Origin of the sequence: Butyrivibrio sp. LC3010 (assembly GCF_000424385.1) — a bacterium.
Classification (GTDB): Bacteria; Bacillota; Clostridia; order Lachnospirales; family Lachnospiraceae; genus Butyrivibrio.
This window is the reverse complement of the sequence record NZ_AUJU01000011.1, coordinates 94,061-118,792: the sequence shown is the minus strand read 5'-3', so window position 1 is coordinate 118,792 and position 24,732 is coordinate 94,061. Positions and strand designations below refer to the sequence as shown.

Here is a 24,732-nt window from a genome sequence, read left to right as displayed (position 1 = left end):
GCTGCCGTTTTATCTTATTTGGAGTAAAAATGATAGACAATATACTGCCATTAGTAGGAAGAACAAGTCCACTTTTTGTAAATGATATAGAAAAAATTGAATCGGAGATTACTGACATAGTCAGTAGCTCGAATTTTTTAGTCATAGGTGGAGCTGGAACGATAGGTTCAGCAATTTGTAAAGAAATTTTTTTAAGGAATCCCAAGGTGCTTCATGTAGTTGATATCAGTGAGAACAACATGGTGGAATTGGTTCGCGATATCAGATCATCAGTTGGATATGGAACGGGTGAATTTGCAACATTTGCGCTTGATTGCGGTAGTGACATATTTGAAGATTTCATAGATGCGCAGTGTAAAAGGATTGGAAGGTATGACTACATTTTTAATACGTCAGCACTTAAGCATGTCAGATCTGAAAAGGATCCGTTCACTTTGATGCGTATGATTGATACCAACATATTCTATACTGAGAAAGTCATGCAGATAGCTGAGAAAATGGGGGCTAAGAAATATTTCTGCGTATCCACGGACAAAGCAGCTAATCCTGTAAATATGATGGGTGCAAGTAAGCGGATTATGGAGATGTACTTAAATCGTAGGAGTGAGAACATGCCTCTGTCCATGGCCAGATTCGCGAATGTAGCTTTTTCAGATGGGAGTCTGCTCTATGGATTTAATAAAAGAATAGAGAAAAATCAGCCATTGGCAGCACCGCAGGATGTAAAGCGCTATTTTGTTACTCCCAAGGAGTCTGGAGAATTGTGTTTGATGTCGTGCCTTACCGGCGAAAACCGTGACATCTATTTTCCAAAACTTAGCCAGGAGCTCAATCTTGTGACTTTTTCAAGGATAGCTGAAAAGTATCTTGAGAGTCTTGGGTATGAGGTTGTCAGGTGTGCCACGGAGCAGGAGGCAAGAGATAGAGTTGTCGAATTCAAAGCAGTTCATAAGTATCCGGTATACTTCTTTGATAGTGATACTACAGGAGAAAAGGATTTCGAGGAGTTTTATACAGATAAAGAAGTTCTTGATATGAATAGATTTGAATCAATTGGGATTATCAAGAATGAACCAGATTATAACAACGAAAAACTTGATGCATTTTCAGAGAAGATAAGAAAACTTCGAAAAGAAGGAAACTGGAACCGAACAGTGTTGATAGATATGTTTAATGAGATGATTCCTAATTTCAATCATAAAGAAACAGGGAAGTTTTTGGATGGGAGGATGTAGGAATGATAAGGTTTTTTGACATATTATTTTCACTGATTGCGATTATAGTCCTGCTTCCATTTATGATTCCAATAATGATTGGATTAAAGCTGACAGGAGAGCATGATATCTTCTATAAGCAGATGCGAGTTGGAAAAGGGGGAAAAGAATTTCCACTAATAAAGTTTGCGACTATGCTAAGAAATTCACCTAACATGAAGGGAGGACTTTTTACTGCAAAGAATGATCCTAGAATATTACCAATGGGCAAGTTTCTAAGAAAAACAAAAATAAATGAATTGCCTCAACTAATAAATGTTATCAAAGGTGATATGAGCATAATTGGTTATAGGCCTCAGGTAAAAAAACAATATATGTTATTCCCTGAAGAGGATCGAAAGATAATGGAGAAGGATTTGCCGGGATTATCAGGACTAGGGGCAGTGGCTTTTAGAAATGAAGAGGAAATACTGTGGAAGGTTGAGGACTATGAAACATTTTATGCAAAAGTGATATCACCCTATAAATCACATCTTGAGTGCTGGTACATCAAACATAAGAATTTGAAATTATATTTTAAAATGATTTGGCTTACAGTAATGGCAGTAATTCTACCAGGAAATGAGAATTGGAAAAAGCTAAAAGAACTACCTTCGATACCTAAAGAACTTAAAGATGTTATGTAGATTTTACAAACATACAATATGTAATTGTGTCTATGGTAAAAATATGATGGAAGAAAAAAAAGTATTATTTAATTGGCCAGATCTTACAGAAGAGGAAGTGAATGAGGTTGTGGATACGCTTCGCTCTGGTTGGATTACAACAGGACCTAAGACTAAAAAATTGGAAAAACAAATAGCAGAGTATATTGGAAGTAGTAAAGCGGTTTGTTTAAACTCAGCTACAGCAGCAGAAGAATTAAACTTGCGTATTTTAGGGGTTGGTCCGGGTGATGAGGTTATTGTGCCAGCATTTACATACACGGCTACTGTATCAGCAGTTTTGCATGTTGGAGCTACCCCTATTCCGGTGGATATACAAAAGGATCATTTTGAAATGGATTATGATTCTGTTGATAGAGCGATAACTAATAATACTAAGGCTGTTGTATGCGTTGATCTTTATGGAATTCCGTGCGATTACGAAAAAATATATGAGATAGTAGAAAAAAAGAAAGAGATATTTTGTCCATCATCAGATGTCCAAAGGGCTATAGGACGTGTTGCTATAATAGATGATGCAGCTCATTCAATTGGAGCGAAGAGAAAGATTAGTGGTAAGAAAGTATATGCAGGACAATTAGCGGATTTTAGTTCTTTTTCATTTCATTCAGTAAAAAACATTACTACTGCTGAAGGGGGAGCAGCTCTGTGGAAAAGCATCCCGGGAATAGATAACGAAGAGATATATCATAGGTATATGTTATATTCCTTACATGGTCAAAGTAAGGATGCTTTTTCTAAGTACAATGGAGTTAGTTGGGAATACGATGTTTTAGGGCCATGGTATAAATGCAATATGACAGATATTCTTGCTTCTATTGGCATTGTGCAACTTCGCAGGTACCCTGAAATGCTTAAGAGAAGACGTGAGATTATAGAAAAATATGATGCAGCATTTAAGGCGCATGGAATAAAGGTACTTGATCATTATACAGATGAATATGAGAGCTCTGGACATTTGTATATTACGCGTACGCCTTGGCTAGACATTACTAGTAGAAATGAAGTAATTCAAAAAATGGGGGAGCAAGGTATATCGTGCAATGTTCATTACAAACCACTGCCTATGATGAGTGGTTATAAGAAAATAGGATGGAAGATAGAGGATTTTCCTAACAGTTATAATTATTTCAAGAATCTTATTACACTTCCGCTTTTTTCAATATTAAGAGATGATGAAGTTGAATATGTGATAGAAAAATTTTTAAAGACAGTTCAAGATTATAAATGAAGGAACGATTATGGCACAACTAAGTGTACTTATGTCAATATACATTAACGAAAAAACCGAGTATGTACAGGCGTGCTTTGAAAGCTTATTAGGTCAAACGGTTCAAGCAGATGAATGGGTAATAGTTGAAGATGGCCCACTTACTGCTGAGATGTATAAATTGATTAATAGATTTCAAATGGAACATCCAGAATTGATAAAAAGAGTAAAGTTAAACTCCAATCAAGGGTTAGGAATAGCTCTTAGGATTGGTGTTGAGAACTGTAGCAATGAGATTATTGCACGAATGGATACAGATGATATAGCGAGACAAGATCGTTTTGAAAAGCAATTAAAGGAATTTGATATAGACCCTGAACTGGATATTTGTGGTAGCCAAATAGACGAATTTGATGATGATCCTGATATTATTGTATCGAAGAGGATTGTACCAATTAAGCATGAAGATATTATTGAATATCAAAAGCTAAGGGATGCATTCAATCATATGACCGTAATGTATAAAAAAAAGGCTGTGCTTTCTGCTGGTAATTATCAAAAGTGTCCACTTATGGAAGATACTTACTTATGGGCAAGGATGATAATGAACGGATCTAAGTGTTTAAATATTGATGAGGCACTTGTTCATGTAAGAATAGGGAAGGAAATGATTAAACGTCGTGGGGGATGGGATTATTTGAAAAAATATTGTTATGGTCAGAAGATGGTTCACAAAACAGGATATACAAGTTGGTTTAATTATATATATATATCATCAATTCAATTTTTTGTTGCTTTGATGCCTAGTGGAATGCGAGCGATTGTTTTTAAAAAATTGTTGCATAAATAATTTGTTTTCAAACAACGATTTATCAATATATGTGCCTATAGGATGGTGTTTTGTATTAGGTAATTAGAAGTATATAATTTTGAGTACATGGCGAATTCGGAGATGATTTGTATTTTATTATATAAAATGTGATGGTTAATCTAGGAGCGTGTAATGTCTGAAAAAATAGACTTTGTTATTACTTGGGTAGATGGGAATGATGAAAAGTGGAGAGAGGAAAGAAAAAAATACTCAAAAAATGTTGAAATAGATGATCGAGAGTGTAGGTATCGTGATTGGGGATATTTACAATATTGGTTTAGAGGTGTAGAAAAGTTTGCACCATGGGTTAATAATGTTTACTTTTTGACATATGGACACGTTCCTTCTTGGCTTAATGTGAATCATCCTAAATTAAAGGTTGTCAATCATAAAGAATTCATACCAACAAAATATTTACCGACATTTAATAGTAATGCTATTGAATTAAACATACATAATATTAATAATCTTGAAGAACAATTTGTGTACTTTAACGATGATATGTTTTTATGTGATGAGACAAAACCGCAGGACTTTTTTGTTGATGGAAAGCCTAGGGATGCAGGAATTCTGACGATTCATTGCTATAATCTTGAGGTGTTTATTATGTCTCATATAAGAAATATTGGATATGTAAATAAATATTTTGACATAAAACATACGATCTGTGAGCGACCGTCTAATTGGTTTAACTTAAAATATGGAAAGGATAATTTAAGAAATTTTTTGTTGGCCGCAATTTGCCCTCGCTTTCCAGGACTTTATATTACACATTTACCATCGAATTTTTTAAAGAGTACATTAGTAGATTTGTGGCAAAAGGAATATGAAGCTCTAGATGAAACATGTATGCATAGATTTAGATGTATACAAGATATAAATCAATGGATATTTAAGGATTTTCAAATAGCTAATAACAATTTTGTTCCACAACGGACAAGTATAGGGCACTCATATTCTGCTTTGCAAGTGAATGAAGTGGCAGAATATGTGCGTTGTCAGAAGGGAAAGCTAATAAGTATAAATGATAATGATATGAGTGCGGAACAGTTTGAGTATGCAAGGAGAGAGATTATCTGTGCATTTGATGCTTTGCTGCCACAAAAGTCTGCATTTGAATTATAAGGGAGATATATGTGAATTGTATATATATTTGTGATACGCCATTTCAGATATTAAATTGTATAAATTACGTATTTCACTTTAGAATGCAGGAAAGAAATACTTTGTTTTTAGGAACACAGTTTACTGGTGCTTATGAGATGGCGTTAAGATTGAAAGAAGAATGTTTGTTTGATGAAATACACTTATTTGAATATAAGATAAGAAAAGGATTTAGACATAAATATAGAAGAATCTTTGAATTGCTTTTCCCCAGATATTATGGAAAAAAATATGTAAGAGGTGAGTTTTTGTTTGGGGATAAAGAAGTAGATGAACTATATTTTTGTGTACCCACTCATTTTGCATTATTGGTTCGATGGATATATCCTCAAAGTAGACTAATATATCTTGATGATGGAACTGGAAGCTATAGTGGTGACATGATTACAAGATTACTAGATAAAAACCATAGATTTTTCTATTCATTATTAGGAAGAAAAATTGATTCATGGTACCCGGAGTGTTTGTATATTAATAATATTGACATTTGTAAAACTCTTTTGACTACCAATGTACAAGAGCTACCGAAATTGAGCAATTCGGATACTATATTTTGGAATATGGTAACAAGGATTTTTGATTACACTAGTCAGAAGATATATACAGATCGTAAGTTTGTGCTTTTATCACAGATAAACCAATATAACAATCATGAAATGAAGATGATAGATAATATAATAATTGACATTTTGGAAAAATATAAAGATATGACAATAGTTCGTCCTCATCCAAGAGATAGTTTTGTTGAAAAAAAAGAACTTGAGGTGGATTTCAGTAATTCAATGTGGGAGTTAGTATGTGAGGATACGATTTCTGAGGATATGGTATTAATAAGTAGATTTTCAACTTCTCAGTTAATTCCAAAAATTTTATATAATAAGGAACCATATATTATTTTTTTATATAAATTGTATTCGGAAATACTTATGCCTGATGATTATGAGAGGATTGTCGAATTAGCCCAAGTATTTATTGATTATTATACGGATAAAAGTAAAATTTTAATCCCAAATGATTGTTATGAGTTTGAAACATGTCTTGAGAAAATTATTGGTAAAAGAGTAAAGACAGTGCCGGTTGAATTATGAGTGATGAAAATGTAAAGGTAAGTGTAAACTCGCAAGTCATATATAACGTAGTAGGAATAGTTATTAGAAGCAGTGTGGTTTTTTTCACTATGCCATTGTTTACAAGAATACTTGGAACTGTAGAGTATGGAAAATTTTCTGTGTATTCATCTTGGATGGCTATTATTATTTGTTTTATCGGATTAAATGTTTCTGCGGGATTAAGTAAAGGTTATTATAAATTTTCAAATGAGTATTACCAATTTAGATCAAGTGTAATAATGCTCGGAGTAATTAGTTGCTTTTTTGTTACTATTTTTTTGATGGTATGTTATCCGGCTATTGCGCGATTTATTAAATTCCCTATTTCTATATATTTTTTGCTTTTGTGTGAAGCAACGGCGCAATTTATTCTCAATTTTGCAAATTTGGCATGGACGTACGAAAAAAAAGCCAAATTGAACATGTTAGTATCTGTTTGTATATTGATAGCAACAACATTATTAGCATTAGTACTTTTGAAATACAATTGGCTGAACCTTGAATATAGATATTATGCCAGAGTAATCGGGGGGGCAATCCCTCAAATAATAGGTGCGATATGCATATTTTTAGCATTCGTTTGGCGTGGAAAAAAAATATATTGCAAAAAGTATTGGAATTATTCACTTTCGATTGGAATTCCTTTGATATTCCATCTTGTTTCTCAGCAAATATTAGGCCAATCTGATCGGGTAATGATGCAGATGATGAATATAGATTCTTCTCAAATTGGAATCTATAGCTTTGTTTATTCCTTTACAGGTTTTTTGACAATAATACTATCGGCACTGAATAATGCATGGTGCCCATTTTATTTTGATTGCTTAAGTAATTGCAATTATGACAAATTAGAAGAGATGATAAGAAATTATGTAGAAATATTTACCTCGTTAGTTGGGGGGTTTTTACTATTGTCTAGAGAGGTTGTTAGGTTTTTTGCGGATGAATCATATCAAGCTGGAGATGATTTAATACCAGTAATAGTAATTGCAATATATATTATTTTTTCCTATCAGTTTGCTGTAAATTATGAGATGTTTTATGAAAAACCAAGAATTATAGCATGCGGGACCGTAATTGCTGCTCTGATCAATGTGTTTCTTAACTATTTATGGATAAGTAAGTATGGAATGGTTGGTGCTGCATTCGCAACTTTGATTAGTTATTTTTTGCTTGCAATACTACATTTTGTGGTTGTGTTTTCATGGGAGAAAAATAAATACCCGATGACTATAAAATACAATTTCATAGGCTTTTTCATTGTTATAATTCTTTGCTTGGTTTTCCATTTTGCAAAGGGACTAATAATATTAAGATGGGGGTTAGCATGCGTTATTGGTTGCTCTGTAATATATAAGGTATATAGTAGGAAAACGATATTTTGATTATTAATGGAACTCTTTAAGGTGAAAATGATTTTCTAAATTTGCTAAATGATTTGTTCTAAACAATATTGATGAATGGAACCGAAAGGATTGGCATAGAATGATTATTCGGGCTAGGCAGTTAGTAACGGATCTTTTATTTATAGTTCTTGTGTTAAATTTTTCTCCGCTCAACGATATTGTGGGTGGAAGATTATATATTCCTCTCATAATTTGTTTGCTTTTAGCGGTGGTTTTTGAACGTACGCAAGAGAATATTATTTCTTTTATTAAAGAAATATTATTATACATAATTTTATCTGTTGGGACTCTTTTTATTGGAAAAAAACTATTTCCTGGGTATAGCCAAATATATACTATAGAAACTATAGTTGTAATATACTGTATGCTTTTTTTGGCTATCTGCAAGTATCAATATATAACTAGTGTTGATTGGTTGTACATTATAGGGCTGGTGGTGATAATTGCTAGTTTATTTGTAAGCTATGTAAAAGAAAAACCTGTCATGATTTTATATGAGCAGAATATTTCAGGAATACTTATATTCCTGTTTTTTATGTATTGCTACAAAAAGAGGCATCTTTTAGGAGTTATAGTCGGGTTAGTGTTTGGATTGTTTTTTTCCGATAGTAGGTCGTATTCGCTACTTGTCTTGTTGTTTTTTTTGACAATTATTTTAAAAATAAAAGCACAACCATTAATGCGACGGGTAAGTAAAGTAAATATATTTAATGCAATTGTATTACTCAGTATCTTGTCAGTATTACTGAGTATATATTGGGTGAATGTAGTTGCTAAGAATGGATATAGTGGTTATCACCTATCTTTTAATGATAATTCTAATTATGTACGTGCTACATCTATTTTATATGGGGCAAAAATTTTCAATCATAATTTTCCTAAAATAATATTTGGTGGATTTGGTTTAAGATTAAAAGAATATATGGGAATAAATACGAAGATAGGTTTTTTTACTCGCTTTATGGGAGATAGACTTGTTCAGGCACATAGTAGCGTTATAAATATGTGTTTATGCATGGGGGTAATTCAAACTACACTATATTTCTTACTGCTTTCTAAAGTATTACATAAATATGATATTTATGAAAACTTGGAATATATATATCCATTTTTATTAAATGCTATGTTTATGCATTCATTGTTGAATTTGCGTTGGGCGATATTATGGATAATCATAATAGCTTTACCTAAACGTGATATTAGACTAAGAAAAATTTGCTTTGTAAGGAGTCAAGCATGATAAGAAAAATTGTTGCAATCATTCCTGCTAGAGCTGGATCGAGGGGGATTCCTAATAAGAATATTAGAATATTATGTGATCATCCGATGATATATTATTCGATAAAAAATGCTATTGATTCCGCCTGGATTACAGACATTGTTGTTACGACGGATTCTCCTGAGGTTGGAATTATAGCAAGCCAAATGGGGGTTGATGTACATTGGCGTGATGAAGCATTATGTGGTGATGATGTTACATTGGATGCAGTAATTGCGGATGCTATACCGAAAGGTGAAAAATGGGACTATATTGTGACTATGCAGCCTACATCGCCAACTTTGCGTACAGAGACGCTTGATTCAGCAATAAAATATACAATTGAAAATGGAATAGAAACAGTTATATCTGTGATTAATGCTCCACATCTTTCATGGCGAGAAGAGGGTGGTAAAAAGATTCCTAATTATGAAAAAAGGCTAAATAGGCAGTATCTTCCGCCTTGCTATGTAGAAACTGGTGCTTTTTTAATTTCAAAAGCTTCTATCGTTACTTCTAAAACAAGAATAGGAGATAAGATTGATGTCTATGAGATTCCTAAGGATGAAGCACAAGATATAGACACTTATGAGGATTTGCGCTCAGTAGAAGCTATATTATTAAAGAAAAAGGTTGGCATATATGTAAATGGAAATAATATGCGTGGAATGGGACATATTTATCGTGCTTTAGAATTGGCAGATGAATTTTATGTTAAGCCTGATATTTTCTACGATATAAATCAGACAGACTCAAAGGTTTTTGGAAAAACCATGCATAACTTAATACCGGTTGATGGTATTTCGGAATTATATCAACGATGTAAAGAACAACAATATACTATATTTATAAATGATATTTTGTCAACTTCTATTGATTATATGATTGGGCTTAAGACTGTTATGCCTAAAGCCAAAATAGTAAATTTTGAAGATGATGGTGAAGGAATTATAAAAGCGGACTTAGTCTTTAATGCTTTGTTTCATGATGAGGAATTTCCGCAAGTAAAAGCGGGAGAAAAGTATTATATAAGTGGCAAAACATTTATGTTTTATAATCCAATAAATATTAGTGAAACAGTTAAGAGAGTCTTTGTGTCTTTTGGTGGATCTGATCCACAAAATTATACAGACCGTATATTAAAAATGATATGTAAACCAGAATATAAAAGTTATAAGTTTATTGTGGTATTGGGACGTGCTAAACAAAATGTTAAAGAATTAATGAAATATAACTGTTATGAAAATATTGAAGTATTTTATGATGTTGGTAATATGCCCGAATTAATGTCTAGCTGTGATATAGGAATGACTTCGCGCGGAAGGACAGGATATGAACTAGCGTTGTTAGGTATTCCTTCAATAGCGATGGCACAGAATAAGCGTGAAGAGAAACATAGTTTTGTAAGTAATGAGAATGGATTTTCATATATTGGGCTAAACCCTCCTGATGAGATTATCGAATCGAATTTGCAGATGTATTTGAAAATGAGAAAGGACAGTAGACAGAAATTTCAAGATGAGCTCCTAAGCCATGATTTAAGGGGAGGGAGAAAAAGGGTAATAAGTTTAATAAATACACTATGAAATGGAGGTTATGACTATGAGGAAAACTAAACCATATTTAATTGCTGAAATGGGAGTAAATTTTTATGATACAGCGAAAGTATTGAAAATATCTCCATTGGAAGCAGCAAGGATGTATATTGATGAAGCATCTAGAGTGGGAATTGATTGTGCTAAATTTCAGGCATATAAGGCTAGTTTTCTTGCGTCTAAAAATTCACCAGCCTATTGGGATACTACAAAGGAAAGAACAAAATCTCAGTATGAGCTTTTCTTGAAATATGATATGTTTGGAGCATCGGAATATAAAGAATTATGTGATTATACACATTCAAAGGGACTGGATTATACTGTGACTCCGTTTGACTATGCTTCTGCGGATTTTTTAGAAAATATGGTTGATTTTTATAAAATTAGTTCTTCAGATATTACAAATATTCCTTTTATAAGATTCATAGGTTCAAAAAAAAAGCCAGTAATTTTATCAGTAGGTGCTTCATATTTGGCTGAAGTAGATAATGCAATAAGAGCATTGAAATCATCTGGCTGTCAAGACATAACTATTCTCCATTGTGTATTATCCTATCCGACACACCCTGAGAACGCTAATTTAAAGGTTATAGAAACGTTGAAGAAGGTTTTTCCTGATGTCAAGGTGGGCTTTAGTGATCATGTTGCTCCGGATGATACTATGATGACACTAGCCACAGCATATTTAATGGGGGCTGAGGTTATTGAGAAGCATTTTACTTTAGATAAGAGTTTGGTTGGTAATGATCATTATCACTCAGGCAATCCTGATGATTTTAGAAAAGCTATTACAAATTTTAAATGGATTAATAAGGTTCTTGGAAACGGAGAAAAAACAGTTCTTGATTGTGAGCAAATTCCTAGAAGAGAGGCTAGGAGATCATTGGTACTTACAAAAAAAATGAAAATGGGAGATGTTATAAATAAAGGGGATGTTATTCCTAAACGTCCAGGTACGGGTATATCACCTGAATATGAGGATATTGTTATTGGCAGGAAAATACGAAAGGATTTAGATGAGGACACTATTCTCACTTGGGATATGATATAAATCCAGTTATGAAGGAGCTACAAAATGGTTTTCGTTAGAATTATGGGTGGGCTAGGTAATCAACTGTTTCAGTATTCTGTTGGATATGCGTTATCTCAAAGAGAAAATCAAGATTTAGTATTGGATTATAGTTACTTTGGAAATAATAAAAAAAGACAATTTAAGCTACATTTTATGAATATTCCAAATGATGTTTTGTTTATGGATGGAGTATCAAATATATGGTGTAGTTTATTAAAAAACAAATTTCTTAATAAGGGACTAAGAGTACTTGGAGTTGAAAATCCATATATTGGTGAAAATAAATTATATATTTTAGAGAGCAGATTCATAATTATGGATAGCTTCTATATAGAGGGAGCTTCTTTATATTATTTAGATGGCTATTTTCAATCGCCAAAGTATTTTGAAAAATATAGATCCGAATTAATTAAGCAATTTCAATTTGGAGATGAGATTACGCATTCTGTTGAAAAATATATAAATGAAGTTCGCAAGAATGAAAGTGTTGCTGTCCACGTGCGTAGAGGAGATTTTCTAACTGCTAGAAATGATTATACAGGTTTTCATTATTTGCTGGATGCCTCTTATTATAATAAAGCATTCATGTATATAAATGATCGTCTTAATGATCCGGTTTTCTATTGCTTTTCTGATGATATCGATTGGATGAGAAATGTAATTGACGAAAGATATAATATAAAATATATAACCATAAGAGATTCAAATTCAGACCTAAAAGAGTTTGAAATAATGAAGAATTGTAAACATTTCATAACAGCAAATAGTACCTATAGTTGGTGGGCATCTTGGTTAAATACTGATTCAGAATCAATTCATATAGTTCCTAGTAGACCATATGGGAATGATGAAATGATTCCAAATTCATGGATTAAGCTATAGAAGAAACAGGAGCGCTAAATAAAAATTGAGTATGCTGTATGTAAAAACTTCTAGCGAGAATAAAGAATCTGTCAATAAACGAGATAATGGTTATTGATAATTAATGAAGGTCAACTAATGAAGGGACTTTTTCATAAATGAGGTACACATTACAATAGTACGCATAATATTTAATATATTTCATAAAACAGAATAAAACTAAGAAAATCTTAATCTTCTGTTCGAACCCATCAGTAGTATCAAATGATATACTACTCGTTGGCACTACTGATTGAGGTAGCGGTTAGTCCTTTTGCCGGATTTGTCCGAGAACTTCCAGATTCTGGAGGTGATCATTATGGAAAATTTGATGAAAGGCTCGTAAGAGATAAGGTGTTAATACTAGCATTGGATATTGCAAGTGTTGTAGTTACAATTATCAGCATCATTGTGACTGTTATCAACATCTGCATATCATTACATAACGATAAACATCAAAAATGACCGTACACCCTGAACAAGTTGCGGTCATTTTTGATACGTAACTGATGTAAGGACTAACCAAATTGGTAGTGCCTTTTATATACACATGATAACATAGAATTAGTAATATTCAAGCATTTATACTTGGATTTTTACACATGGATACGAGATAAGAAATATCCTTGGGAAAGGGAAATCAAATGTCCATTACATATGACAATATAGTAGCCGCATGGCAGGAAAAAAATATAAAGTCTATCGCAGATTTGGATGTTGCTCTTGGTGATTTCAGGATTCTCTTTGCATATAATTCCAACAAAATCGAAGGATCTCAGATAACAATCCATCAGACCAGAGAGATATTTGAAAATGGCAAGGTAATTAGTTATACAGGAGATTTGCGCGCTCTTTTTGAAACTGAGAATCAGAGAGTTTGCTACGAGTTTTTAAAGAATAAGATAATTGATAGAGACGCTCTGACAGAGGAGTTGATTCTTGAGATTCAGGAGAAGCTTTGCCACGGATGCTATGATGAGAGTCGTTGGCAGAAGGGTGAGCGTCCCGGAACATATAAGAAGAATTATTATGGCGTGGGTATGTCTGTCGGGGTTCTTCCGGAGGATGTACCTGAAGAAGTGCAGTTTATATGTAAAGAGCTAAGCGAGGCTGGACTAGATAACTCAGAGAAAATTCTAAAGGCAGCAGCTTGGTTTCATTGTAGTTTTGAGCGAATTCATGCTTTTGCTGATGGTAATGGAAGGGTCGGAAGAACTCTTTTGAATTATATATTGATGGTGAATAATCTTCCTCCAATTATTATTTTTGATGAAGATAAAGAGACCTACTATATGGCATTAGAAGTGTTTGACCATACTGATAAAATCGAGGGATTTGTTAAATTCTTAAAGGAACAGGCTGTGAAGACCTGGACAAGAAAGAATACTAAGGGTGAGAGGGTTATTATTCTTTAATACACGGAATCCTACACAAATATATTGGTATGTAATAGCGTACAAAGTATCATTAAGGTTTCCTTAAATTTTCCTGTTCCTTGTTGACAGAATGCATCTTGATTTGTAGTATTATTTACGGTCGGTCGACCGTATAGGCATCTTTTTTCGGGGATTCCCCAATGATTTCCACTGATTTAATTTGTAATGATTTTGTACTGTGGTTATAATCAAAGTAAGATTTTTACTTTTTTTTCTTAGTCCTGTATGGTCTGCTGATACACAGATTTTACAGGAGGAAAATGAATGTCAAGTGATTCAAAAAATGTAACTGTTAACGGAGAGTATAAGGACAGATTATTCAATTTCATTTTTGGAAGTGAAGAGAATAGGAAGTGGACGTAAAGTCTGTATAATGCTGTAAATGGCTCTGAATATACAGATGAGAATGAGATTGAAATCAACACGATCAAGGAAGTTTTATATCTTGGGATGCATAATGATACGTCATTTCTTATTTCCGGAATGATGAATATCTATGAACAATAAATGCAAAGTGTGCTGATTCAATGGAAAGATATTTTTCCAAGAATATGCACATACTATGTGCGATTTTATATAAAGCGATAATCCCAATCCTATAAGTTTGTTACAAGGAGGCTAGCACATATGTCTTACGAGCAGCGTGATAGTAGTAACAAAAATGGCTTCACTTTATCTGTTGAGCAGCAGAACGCATGGAAGGTGATGTGCGCTGGCAGCAATGTCTTTCTTTCCGGAATTACAGGTACCGGGAAGTCTTTTCTCATAAATAGATTTGTTAAAGAAAATAAGAATAAGAACATTATTGTTTGTGCCGCTACTGATATGGCGGCTGAAAGTATTGGCGGAGAGGCTTTGTGTAAAGCGTTTTCAATTCCCACAGGAATATTGAAGGTGGGCAGTTACAATGCTGCTCCGGATAGAAAAATAGTGGATGCTGACATCATTATTGTTGATGAAATCAGCATGTGTAGGATTGATGTTTTTGAGTATGTGTTTCGGACACTTCAGAATATAAGTAAGCATAAAAAAACTGAAGTTATTTCGGATCATAGCAAAAAACAGATAATTCTTGTTGGGGATTTTTACAAATTGCCATCACAGGTGTGCAGAGAGGACAAGCCGGCTTTTGTATCGGAATGGGGGCTAAAGCGAAGAGAGGACTTTTTACCATTTAATTCCTCTCTGTGGGATGAGTTGCATTTGGATAACATCATTTTGCGGGAGCCTATGTGTGAAAACAGAGATGTCAAATATCTTGTTAATCTTGAAAAGATTCGCGAAGCTAATGAAGCTGATATAAGTATGAAGATGTATGAAAAGCTTCTTCGCGCGACCAAATTGGTATGTGATTTTTATGATGATAATTATCATATGAAAAAGCTTAACGCAAGAGACTACTCTGAGTGGAGCCATGATGAAGATGGAAAGCTCCTTGATGAATGGGCAAACGGTCTGGGGATTGATGAGATATCGCGGATTCATGGCAGAACAATAGGTGCGATAAGATCCAGATTAATGAAAATACCGATTTGTGGATGGACTTGTGCTTAGTAGCAGAGAAAATTGTTGAAAAAATACTGGGAAGACCAATTTACAACTGGGGAAAATAGCTTAGCTGAAAAATAATTCTTTTTGGCAGAAAGTGTTTTATCATGGAATATTTTGTAAATATCAATGGCATTGATGTGAATGCCCATTATTCGGAAAATGCAATAGATAATATTTTTCATCCTTTGTTAGAGAGGCTTTCTGATCTGCAGAGGGAGAAGAATAGAAGGATTCTTGTGTTTCTTGCGGCACCGCCCGGTGTGGGGAAGAGTACTCTTGCTTCTTTTCTTCAGAAGCTGTCGGAGGATGATGAAAAGCTGACAGATATTCAGGCGATAGGAATGGATGGCTTTCACAGAAGGCAGGAGTATCTGCTTTCACATTCTGTGGAGAGAGATGGAAAATTGGTAAAAATGGTTGAGATCAAAGGTGCACCTGTTACTTTTGATCTTGACTTGTTAAAGCAGAATTTAGAGAAAATATTGCAGGAATCTACCGTGGGTTGGCCGTGTTATGACAGGCATCTGCATAATCCGGTAGATAATGCTATTACTATTAACAAAGACATAGTTTTGATTGAAGGAAATTATCTTCTGCTTAATGAAGATGGATGGCGTGAACTTAAAGATTTAGCTGACTATACTATTTTTATAAGTGCAGATGAAAATATGCTTAGATCAAGACTCATTGACAGGAAAATTAAGAGTGGGAATACAAAAGATAAGGCTGAGCATTTTGTGGACTACAGTGATATGGCTAATGTCCGGCTCAGCCTTAATAAGAGTCTTTTAGCTGACTTGATGCTTGGTGTTAATGAAAATGGAGACTTCGTTCTGCCAGAGCAGAGAAAATGACGAAGTAATTGCTTGTTTAGTCTTTAATATGCTGGCAGAGGTTAAAGGCAGATCCTAAAGGTGATTGTAGCATTGCAGATATGTTGGTGCTTGTATCAACTGTATTATCACCGAAGTGGCTCGTGAAACCTTTTTGATTATAGTAATTGTATAAGACGGTTCAAATTAAATTGGTATAAGATGATTATAAAGTTATTAGTAATAGAAGTATCTGTGCATTTCATTTCAACAAGGGGAATAGCATTATATGAAATATAACAACGTAACTTCAGCAATTTTTATATCAAGACCAAATCGTTTCATAGCAAAAGTAAGCATTGGTGGTAAAGAAGAAACCGTTCATGTAAAAAATACCGGAAGATGCAAAGAGCTGCTTATTCCCGGATGCAATGTTTATTTGGAAAAATCAGATAATCCCGATAGAAAAACGAAATACGATCTGATTGCTGTGGAGAAGGATGGCCGAATTATCAACATTGATTCACAGGCACCAAATGCGGTGGTTAAGGAGTATCTTTTATCTCAAAATAGCTATAATCTGGTGAAGCCTGAGTATAAATATGGCAATTCCAGAATCGATTTTTACATGGAAAAGGGGAATGAGAAATACCTGATGGAGGTTAAAGGATGCACACTTTTTATCGGTGGAAAAGGGTATTTTCCTGATGCTTCGACTGAGCGCGGAGCAAAGCATTTGAGAGAATTAACGGGTGCGCTTAAAGAAGGTTATCATGCAAGAGTGGCCTTCGTAATTCAGGGTGAGGGCATTGATGAGGTGCTGCCGAATGATGTTACAGACCCTGAATTTGCAAAAGCATTTAATGATGCAGTACTAGCCGGTGTGGAAATTATTTTTTATCTGTGCAGAGTGTTGGCAGATGAAATTGTAATTGTAGATGAAAGGGTCAAATAAGTAACCTGAAATATGCTGATTTTAGTGACAAAACACAGCATAGCAAAGGACATTAGTAAAGGACATTAGTATAAGGACATTAGTAAAAGATATTGTAAAAGTTATTAGTAAAAGATATTTATAAAAGACATTGGAAAAAGCCAATGCCGTTTACTATAGAATAAGGGAAATTATGAAAAAAGGAAAAAATATTTTATTTATCATGCTGGCGTGTCTGATGCTATCCGGGTGTGGAGGAAAATCAGATAGTTCCACCAATTCAATTATCGTAGAGAATGTTCAAAATGAGGCAGTAAGCAAGGAATCAGCACAAAAATCATCTGAGATAACAACATCTAATGACGAAAATGATTCTAAAAAAGATATAGATCAAGAGGAAACAACCGGGCAAAATCAAAATACAGAACCTCATGAAGAAAATGGCAACGATAAAGTAGTAGACTTGAAGCAAAAGTCTGAGAATAGTACAGAACCGCAGGATGAAGAGTCTGATAAAACAGATAGAAAAGAAGCTGATGATTCTTTACAACATGGTACAAAAACTCAGCAGGAAGACGGTACATCTTCGAGGCAGGAACTTCAACAAGGGACAGATATAAATCAAGAGATTGATTTAAATAAGGAGACAGACGCATCAGCTCAGTCTGAAGAGCAGTCTAAGCAAGATGAATTACCCGTTCAGGAACAAACCAAACTCCAGCCTGAAACACAGCAGGAACAAGAAACACAGAAGAATCAAGAAACACAGCAGGAACAAGAAGTACAGCAGGAGCAAGCTTCGCCTCAGCAACAATCAGATTACGGCAGGATATTTTTTATAGGTGATTCCAGAACCGTGGACATGTTTGATAAGGATGCCACGGAAATCTTTGACTACAAAGCAGGTGACATCAGAGTTTTTGCCAGAGATGGCTGTGTGTGTACCTACATGTATGATGTAATGAACCAGTATGGAGCGGATGAATTCGACACTATAGTTTCATGGCTTGGCTGCAATGATAATAAGGATGTAGATTCATATAAGATTATTTATGAGGAGATATTAAGTAAAGGAAAGAAACTAGTTATCTGCACTGTAGGCCCAACTGCTGACGAATATTTAAGTGGGGATTGGGATGTGACAAATTATCCTAATCAGTATATTATTTCTTTTAATCAGAAGATCACAGAATGGGCCGGCTCCCATGGAATTAAGGTCATCGATCTGTACTCCTATGTAAGTAATAATATTGAAATCTCTCAGGATGGGATACATTACAATCCTAAGCCTACTACAGCTATTTGGAACCATATTCTTTCGGAACTATACTAGTACAGCTATCTCAAGAGGTGAAACAGACTATGGCAAAATGCAGGGTTTGTTACAGACAATGTGAAATTGAAGAAGGTTCACTTGGATTTTGTAAGGTGAGGACTGCAGTTAACGGAGAAGTTGTCCCTGTTAATTATGGGAAGATAACAAGTATAGCTCTTGACCCTATTGAAAAAAAGCCACTGGCAAGATTTATGCCAGGAAGCAAGATTATTTCAGTTGGAAGCTTTGGCTGTAACTTAAGATGCCCGTTTTGCCAGAATTATGAAATCTCATGGTCAGAGCAGGCATACAGTTTTAGTGAGAGTGCGGAATATCTGTCTCCGGAAAATCTGTCAGAGCTTGCCTTTGAATATAAATCAAAAGGAAATATAGGTGTTGCTTTTACTTATAATGAACCTCTTGTAGGATATGAGTATGTGAGGGATGCAGCAAGGCTCATTCATGAAAAGGGAATGGTAAATGTTCTTGTGTCAAACGGGATGGCCGACAGGCAGGTGCTTGATGAGATAATTCCCTATATAGATGCCATGAATATCGATCTTAAGAGCTTTAGCGATTCCTTTTACAGTGATTTTATAAAGGGCAGCAGGCAGATGGTGATGGAATTTATAGAAGAAGCTGTAAAGCATTGTCATGTGGAAATCACTACGCTGATAATTCCGGGGGAAAATGACAGTGATGAGGAAATGCGGAATCTGTCCTCATGGATTGCATCGCTAAAGAGTGCGGATGGCAAAAATATTGGTCACGAAATACCTTTACATATTTCAAGATTTTTTCCAAGGTTCAGGCTTACAGACAGGGAACCTACAGATGTATCCCAGGTATATCATTTGGCTGATGTAGCAGGAGAAAATCTTAAATATGTGTATACCGGTAATTGTTGAACTCTATGACTTCCACTTTTTTCCGCAAAAAGTCATAGCGCCTCGCAGTCTAATTCCGCTTATGCCCACAAGAAGTCAATGAATAAGAACCGAAATGATTTACAAAGATAAACTACGATTGGAAAGACTATGGATTGGACAAGATATTTTGACTCGTTAACGCTCAGAAAAGGAATCGAATATTACAGAAAAGGAAAAGTTAAAGGCTTTGTTCAGACGGCAGATGGCTGTATGGCAAGGGTACTTGGAACACATATATACAATGTTCGCGTTGCCGGACTAAAGATAGGGCATCTGATGTTTACATGCAGTTGCCCTATTGGTGTAAGTGGCAGACTCTGTAAACATGAAGCAGCGGTGATGTATCAGTGGGGAGCAGAGAATTCCGAACTTTCTGTTCCTGAAGATGAATTAGAGTCCGGTGAGGGCAAGACTTATTTTAATGTAAGGAAGGTTATGCAAAACAGTGGGATTGACCCACACACAATTGAGAAAGCATACCGGATTGTTGAAGAGGATAGGATATCGATAACAAAGACAAATCTCAGATACACTTCCAGGTATGATGTTGATGGCGGTGAACTTGCTATTTCATTTGAGGGGAAATCCCGGGATGAGAATAACAGAACTATTTTTGTAAAAGTTGAGTTTACCCAGTCTGTAATAGTGAACTCCTTTTGTACATATGATCATAGAGCCAAAAGCTCTTATGGCTTTTACTATTCCATGTATGATGAAATCTGTGAGCACAGGACAGCGCTTCTTCTTTTGGCGGATAAATATATAGCCAAGTATAATCCCGGAGACGATACGGATTATATTGGAAATAAGATTTTAAAGGGATATAAAAAGCTGACAAGCATTCAGAAGATTGAGGACACAATAACAGCAGCGCCTATAGTTCGTCTGCAGCCAAGAATACGTATCAATTACAATAATAAATACCCTGAACTCTCCGTTTCCTTCAAGATAGGAATTGAAAAGCTGTATGTCCTTAAAAGCATTCCAAGACTTATCGAAGCTCATAAACAGCATAAGAGCATGAAGTTTGGAAAAAGCTATATCCTTTCATTTATGGATAATGATTTTGATGAAAAATCCAAGAAATATTATTCAATAATTGAAGCTGTTAAAGAAGAGACTGACTATATACAAAACAAGTACGGGATGGGACGAAACTATTTTTCTGATGATTATTCCGTTATTACTGATGAGATAGACTTGTCAGCTGAGCATCTTGATACCTTCTATGATATAGCCTATGGTGAGATGCTGGAAATCTCCGGGCTCAGGATAGAAGGCGGTGGTGAGATCAGGAGAATCAAAATAGGATCCGGAAACGTAAAGGCAAAGGTGTATATTTCTTCAACTGAAGAGCAGTTCAACGGGCTCTATGTAGAAGCTTATGTTCCTCTGATTATAAGGGGTAAAAACTACAACTATTCCATAGACAATGAAACCGGCACACTTACAAGGCTTGAAAAGATATCTCCAATGATGGAGCTTTTAATAGAGAATGCGAATAATGGTCTTTCTGAGTTCACCATAGGAGAAAAGAATATCTCAGAGTTTTATTACAGACTGCTTCCGCAGATGATGGAATCCTCTGACATAGAAGTTATCGAACCTGAGGATTTAAAACTGGAGAGCGTCCTGCCGCCTGAGTGCAAGCTGAGTTTTTATATGGATGCCGATGAGGATTACATTATTGGCAGAGTTTCAGCGACTTATGGTGAGGAGGAGATTTTCCTTCATGAACTAAGGGATTCAGACTATCCGCTTCCGGTATCCCGCGACACTACTTTCGAGCAGAGCGGAGTGCAGACCCTGATGCACTACCTTCCGACTACCAGTGATGACGGGGAGACCTTCCTCTGTGAAAAAAGCGGTGATAATGTTTTTGATCTCCTTAGTGAAGGCTTAAAAGACCTTATGGCATATGGCGAAATAAAAGCCAGTAAGGATTTTGAAAAGCTCAAGATAAGAAAGACTCCTTCAGTGCGACTTGGTGTTTCCGTAGATAGCGGCATTCTCAATCTTGAAGTAACTACTGAGGAAATGTCAGAGGAGGAACTTCTTGACCTCCTTGAAAGCTACAGGAAAAACAAGAAGTTTTTCAGATTAAGGAATGGAGAATTCATCAGGCTCGACAGAGATGATACCCTGGAGGAGCTGATGATGACCATGGAGGCCATGGGGGTATCGGTGAAGGAATTCACTAAGGGAAAACTCCATCTTCCGTTGTATAGAGCAGTTTACATAAACAAGCTCTTAGAAGAACATGATGATATAGCTGCAGACCGTGATAAGAATTTCAAAAACATTGTAAGGAATTTTAACACCATAAAAGATGCCGACATCGATGTTCCCAAGAGCCTTGAAAGAGTTTTAAGGGGCTATCAGAAGTATGGATTTAAGTGGCTTACCATGATATCGGAACTGGGCTTTGGCGGAATTCTGGCTGATGACATGGGGCTTGGAAAAACGCTGCAGGTTATAGCCATGCTTCTTTACAGGAAAGAGCATTTAGAAAGAAGGACAGAGACGAAGCTTTCGGCTCTCATAGTGTGTCCCGCATCCCTTGTGTATAACTGGGAGGAAGAATTTAAAAGGTTTGCGCCGTCGATTGAAGTCCAGACAGTGACAGGAACTCAGGCAGAGAGGAAAAAACTCCTTTCGAAAAAAGTTCTTCCGGAGGTCCTGGTTACTTCATATGACCTCTTGAAAAGAGACATTGCTCATTATGAAAAGCATACCTTTGACTATGAGATAATAGATGAAGCTCAGTATATAAAAAATGCCCAGGCAGCAGCCTCCAAGTCGGTTAAAATCATAAAGGGCAGACATCGCTTTGCTCTTACAGGAACGCCTATAGAGAACAGACTTAGCGAGCTTTGGAGCATTTTTGATTATCTGATGCCGGGATTTCTCTACACCTATGACAGGTTTAAGACTGACTTTGAGACCTCCATAACAAAATTTAAGGATGAGGCAGTAACCAAACAGCTTAGGAATATGGTAGGACCTTTTATTTTAAGGAGATTAAAGGGAGATGTGCTTAAGGATCTGCCTGATAAGATAGAAGAAATCCGTTATTCAAAATTTGACAGTGAGCAGAGAAAGCTTTATGACGCGCAGGTTACACATATGAAAAAAGTGCTTGAGAGTGAGGATTACAGGTCGGGAAAAGACAGACTGAAAGTTCTGGCAGAGCTCACAAGGATAAGGCAGATATGCTGCGACCCTGAGCTTATCACCGCAGGCTACAAAGGAGAATCCGCCAAGAGGCTCTCATGCATAGAACTTGTTCAGAGCGCTATCGACGGCGGGCACAAGATACTTCTGTTCTCACAGTTTACATCGATGCTTGAACTTCTTGAAAAGGATTTAAAAGCAGAGCACATAGAATATTACAAGATAACAGGGCAGACCTCCAAAGAAGAGAGAATAAAGCTTGTCCGCAATTTCAATGAAAATGATATCCCTTTATTTTTGATTTCTCTAAAAGCCGGAGGAACAGGGCTTAACCTCACAGGGGCTGATGTTGTAATACACTATGATCCATGGTGGAATCTGGCTGCTCAGAATCAGGCCACCGACAGAGCACACAGAATAGGGCAGACGAAAAATGTATCTGTTTTCAAGCTCATTGCCAAGGATACTATTGAGGAGAAAATCATTGAAATGCAGAACGCCAAAAAGGATCTGGCTGATGCAATCCTTAGCGGTGACAGCGAATCCATTACAAATATGACAAAAGAACAGTTGCTGGAACTTCTAGGCTAATATAATTCCCCACTGCGGATTGGATTAAGTATGCTAATACGAAGATACAGAACTGATAATGCTTTTGCATTAAAGGAGCAACTATTGGAGCTTTTTTGAATAAACGGCTTTATAAAAAAATAACATTTATTTAATACCATTTATTATCAGAATATCGTATCATTTATTATAGAGAAAAGGCGTTTGGGAAAGGTGGCGCTATGAGGGGAGTATACGATTATACGATATATAAGGCAGCTCGCGCAGGTAGAAGGATACTTGCGCTTTTAGTTGCGCTCTTCATTATTATCATCTTTTCAGGAGACGAGGTTGTAGCCGAGACCAAAAATGAAACCGAAAATGCAATGAGGCTTGTGGGTGGTACAGGCACGGTAAATGTCATCGACTATAACGGAAAAAAGAAACAGGCTACTTCCAAAATGAGACTTGCAAACGGGACAACCATCTCAACGGCTTCAGATAGCAGTGCCTATGTGAATCTTGACAGTGCCAAGCATGTAAAGCTTGATTCCCTCACCAGGGCAGAGGTCAGAAAGCGCAGCGGTAAATATGAGGTACTCCTGAATTCCGGAAATCTGTTTTTTAATGTAACTAATCCACTTGAGGAAAATGAGATTTTTAATATTCGAACATCTAATATGACTATGTCGATCAGGGGAACCTGCGCCCAGGTTGAGGTATTGGATGCAAGGCATACACGGGTCTGTCTTCTTGAGGGAAGTCTTCATTGCAAGATAACAAGTCTTAGGTCGGGCGAAAGTAAGACCGTAATCCTGCTGGCAGGACAGTCGGCAGATTTTTATCTGAACGGAAAAACAGAAAATGACTGCAAAATAGTAACTGAGGACATTACGAAAAATGACATTAAGGGATTTGTTTTAGAGGAGTTCTATAAGGACAAGACCCTTGCAAATACAGTTTTCCAGCAGAGCGGTCTGGATTTTAGAAGCCTTACACAGGCTGAGGTTGAAGACAAATTAAAAACAGAGCAGAAGAGTTCGAACAAGTCTGCCAAAAAGAAAAATGATAACAAAAAGAAGGCCATGCATATGGACTTCCTGGAGGATCATTCAGAGGGAAAAGTTTTATATACCACGGAAGGGTACGTAAAGATAATTCCTGAAGATGTGAGCGTAGAGCAGTGGAGAGCACATAATATACCAAATAATGATGAACAAAATCAGAATCAAAGCGCTGCTAATACAACACCAAATCATAAGGGCTCACACAATCAGAACAACAGTAATCGCAGCAGCAATAACGAAGGCGATGAAATAAAAACCGGCAGTATGAAGACTGAGGGAATAAATGGAGCAAACACGGAGGTGAAAATACAATATCAAAGCCCGCAGGCGCAGACTGTAATAAGGAATTACCTTGATGGAGAGCAAAATCACTGAGTGCTCTGCGTAAGTAAGCTCCACCGGGATCAAAAGGACCTCGAAAGTGTATTTGCATAAATAAAA

The 24,732-nt window shown here is 35.7% G+C and carries 20 protein-coding genes; all 20 read left to right on the top strand.

The window, feature by feature from the left end; genetic code table 11:
* Positions 1-29 precede the first annotated feature (29 nt).
* The 20 genes from G622_RS0109990 to G622_RS0109890 all read left to right on the top strand — a co-directional run bounded on the left by G622_RS0109990 (position 30) and on the right by G622_RS0109890 (position 24,666).
* Complete coding sequence (locus G622_RS0109990; protein ID WP_044957454.1) at positions 30-1,235, top strand: UDP-N-acetylglucosamine 4,6-dehydratase; 1,206 nt, start codon at positions 30-32, stop codon at positions 1,233-1,235.
* A 2-nt stretch (positions 1,236-1,237) separates the two neighbouring features.
* On the top strand, positions 1,238-1,900 hold the full coding sequence (locus G622_RS0109985) for a sugar transferase (RefSeq protein ID WP_026510601.1): 663 nt from the start codon (positions 1,238-1,240) through the stop codon (positions 1,898-1,900).
* A 46-nt stretch (positions 1,901-1,946) separates the two neighbouring features.
* Complete coding sequence (locus G622_RS0109980) at positions 1,947-3,170, top strand: DegT/DnrJ/EryC1/StrS family aminotransferase (protein WP_196814199.1); 1,224 nt, start codon at positions 1,947-1,949, stop codon at positions 3,168-3,170.
* A 10-nt stretch (positions 3,171-3,180) separates the two neighbouring features.
* Positions 3,181-3,999, top strand: coding sequence for a glycosyltransferase (locus G622_RS0109975; protein ID WP_026510599.1), 819 nt, complete (start codon positions 3,181-3,183; stop codon positions 3,997-3,999).
* Positions 4,000-4,152: 153 nt separating this feature from the next.
* The gene (locus tag G622_RS0109970) at positions 4,153-5,145 is read left to right on the top strand and encodes a stealth family protein (protein ID WP_026510598.1); all 993 of its coding nucleotides are present in this window, start codon (positions 4,153-4,155) and stop codon (positions 5,143-5,145) included.
* A gap of 101 nt (positions 5,146-5,246) precedes the next feature.
* Positions 5,247-6,272 (top strand): hypothetical protein, encoded by a 1,026-nt coding sequence (locus tag G622_RS0109965; RefSeq protein WP_026510597.1) that lies wholly within the window; start codon positions 5,247-5,249, stop codon positions 6,270-6,272.
* Entirely contained in the window at positions 6,269-7,678 is a 1,410-nt protein-coding gene (locus G622_RS0109960) for a lipopolysaccharide biosynthesis protein (protein ID WP_026510596.1), read from the top strand. Before G622_RS0109965 ends, G622_RS0109960 begins: the two co-directional genes overlap by 4 nt.
* Positions 7,679-7,778: 100 nt before the next feature.
* The gene (locus G622_RS0109955) at positions 7,779-8,939 is read left to right on the top strand and encodes a hypothetical protein (RefSeq protein ID WP_026510595.1); all 1,161 of its coding nucleotides are present in this window, start codon (positions 7,779-7,781) and stop codon (positions 8,937-8,939) included.
* Positions 8,936-10,543: a cytidylyltransferase domain-containing protein gene (locus G622_RS0109950; RefSeq protein WP_044957452.1), complete on the top strand. Its 1,608-nt coding sequence runs from the start codon at positions 8,936-8,938 to the stop codon at positions 10,541-10,543. The genes G622_RS0109955 and G622_RS0109950 overlap by 4 nt, the downstream gene beginning before the upstream one ends.
* A gap of 16 nt (positions 10,544-10,559) precedes the next feature.
* Entirely contained in the window at positions 10,560-11,603 is a 1,044-nt protein-coding gene (locus tag G622_RS0109945) for an N-acetylneuraminate synthase family protein (RefSeq protein WP_155831452.1), read from the top strand.
* Between the two features lie 24 nt (positions 11,604-11,627).
* The gene (locus G622_RS0109940) at positions 11,628-12,506 is read left to right on the top strand and encodes an alpha-1,2-fucosyltransferase (protein WP_026510592.1); all 879 of its coding nucleotides are present in this window, start codon (positions 11,628-11,630) and stop codon (positions 12,504-12,506) included.
* 258 nt (positions 12,507-12,764) lie between these two features.
* Positions 12,765-12,989, top strand: coding sequence for a hypothetical protein (locus tag G622_RS0109935; protein WP_155831451.1), 225 nt, complete (start codon positions 12,765-12,767; stop codon positions 12,987-12,989).
* A 179-nt stretch (positions 12,990-13,168) separates the two neighbouring features.
* Positions 13,169-13,939: a Fic family protein gene (locus G622_RS0109930; protein WP_026510590.1), complete on the top strand. Its 771-nt coding sequence runs from the start codon at positions 13,169-13,171 to the stop codon at positions 13,937-13,939.
* Between the two features lie 648 nt (positions 13,940-14,587).
* Positions 14,588-15,514, top strand: a complete 927-nt coding sequence (locus G622_RS0109920; RefSeq protein WP_026510589.1) for an AAA family ATPase — start codon at positions 14,588-14,590, stop codon at positions 15,512-15,514.
* Positions 15,515-15,615: 101 nt separating this feature from the next.
* Positions 15,616-16,365, top strand: coding sequence for a nucleoside/nucleotide kinase family protein (locus G622_RS0109915; RefSeq protein ID WP_026510588.1), 750 nt, complete (start codon positions 15,616-15,618; stop codon positions 16,363-16,365).
* 247 nt (positions 16,366-16,612) lie between these two features.
* A complete protein-coding gene (gene sfsA, locus G622_RS0109910; protein WP_026510587.1) occupies positions 16,613-17,278 on the top strand; it encodes a DNA/RNA nuclease SfsA in 666 nt (221 codons plus the stop codon).
* A gap of 172 nt (positions 17,279-17,450) precedes the next feature.
* On the top strand, positions 17,451-18,590 hold the full coding sequence (locus G622_RS0109905; protein WP_026510586.1) for an SGNH/GDSL hydrolase family protein: 1,140 nt from the start codon (positions 17,451-17,453) through the stop codon (positions 18,588-18,590).
* Positions 18,591-18,607: 17 nt separating this feature from the next.
* Positions 18,608-19,480 (top strand): AmmeMemoRadiSam system radical SAM enzyme, encoded by an 873-nt coding sequence (gene amrS / locus G622_RS0109900; protein WP_081675260.1) that lies wholly within the window; start codon positions 18,608-18,610, stop codon positions 19,478-19,480.
* Between the two features lie 129 nt (positions 19,481-19,609).
* On the top strand, positions 19,610-23,266 hold the full coding sequence (locus G622_RS22460; RefSeq protein WP_049945782.1) for a DEAD/DEAH box helicase: 3,657 nt from the start codon (positions 19,610-19,612) through the stop codon (positions 23,264-23,266).
* A 200-nt stretch (positions 23,267-23,466) separates the two neighbouring features.
* On the top strand, positions 23,467-24,666 hold the full coding sequence (locus G622_RS0109890) for a FecR domain-containing protein (protein ID WP_026510584.1): 1,200 nt from the start codon (positions 23,467-23,469) through the stop codon (positions 24,664-24,666).
* The last annotated feature ends 66 nt before the right edge of the window (positions 24,667-24,732 follow it).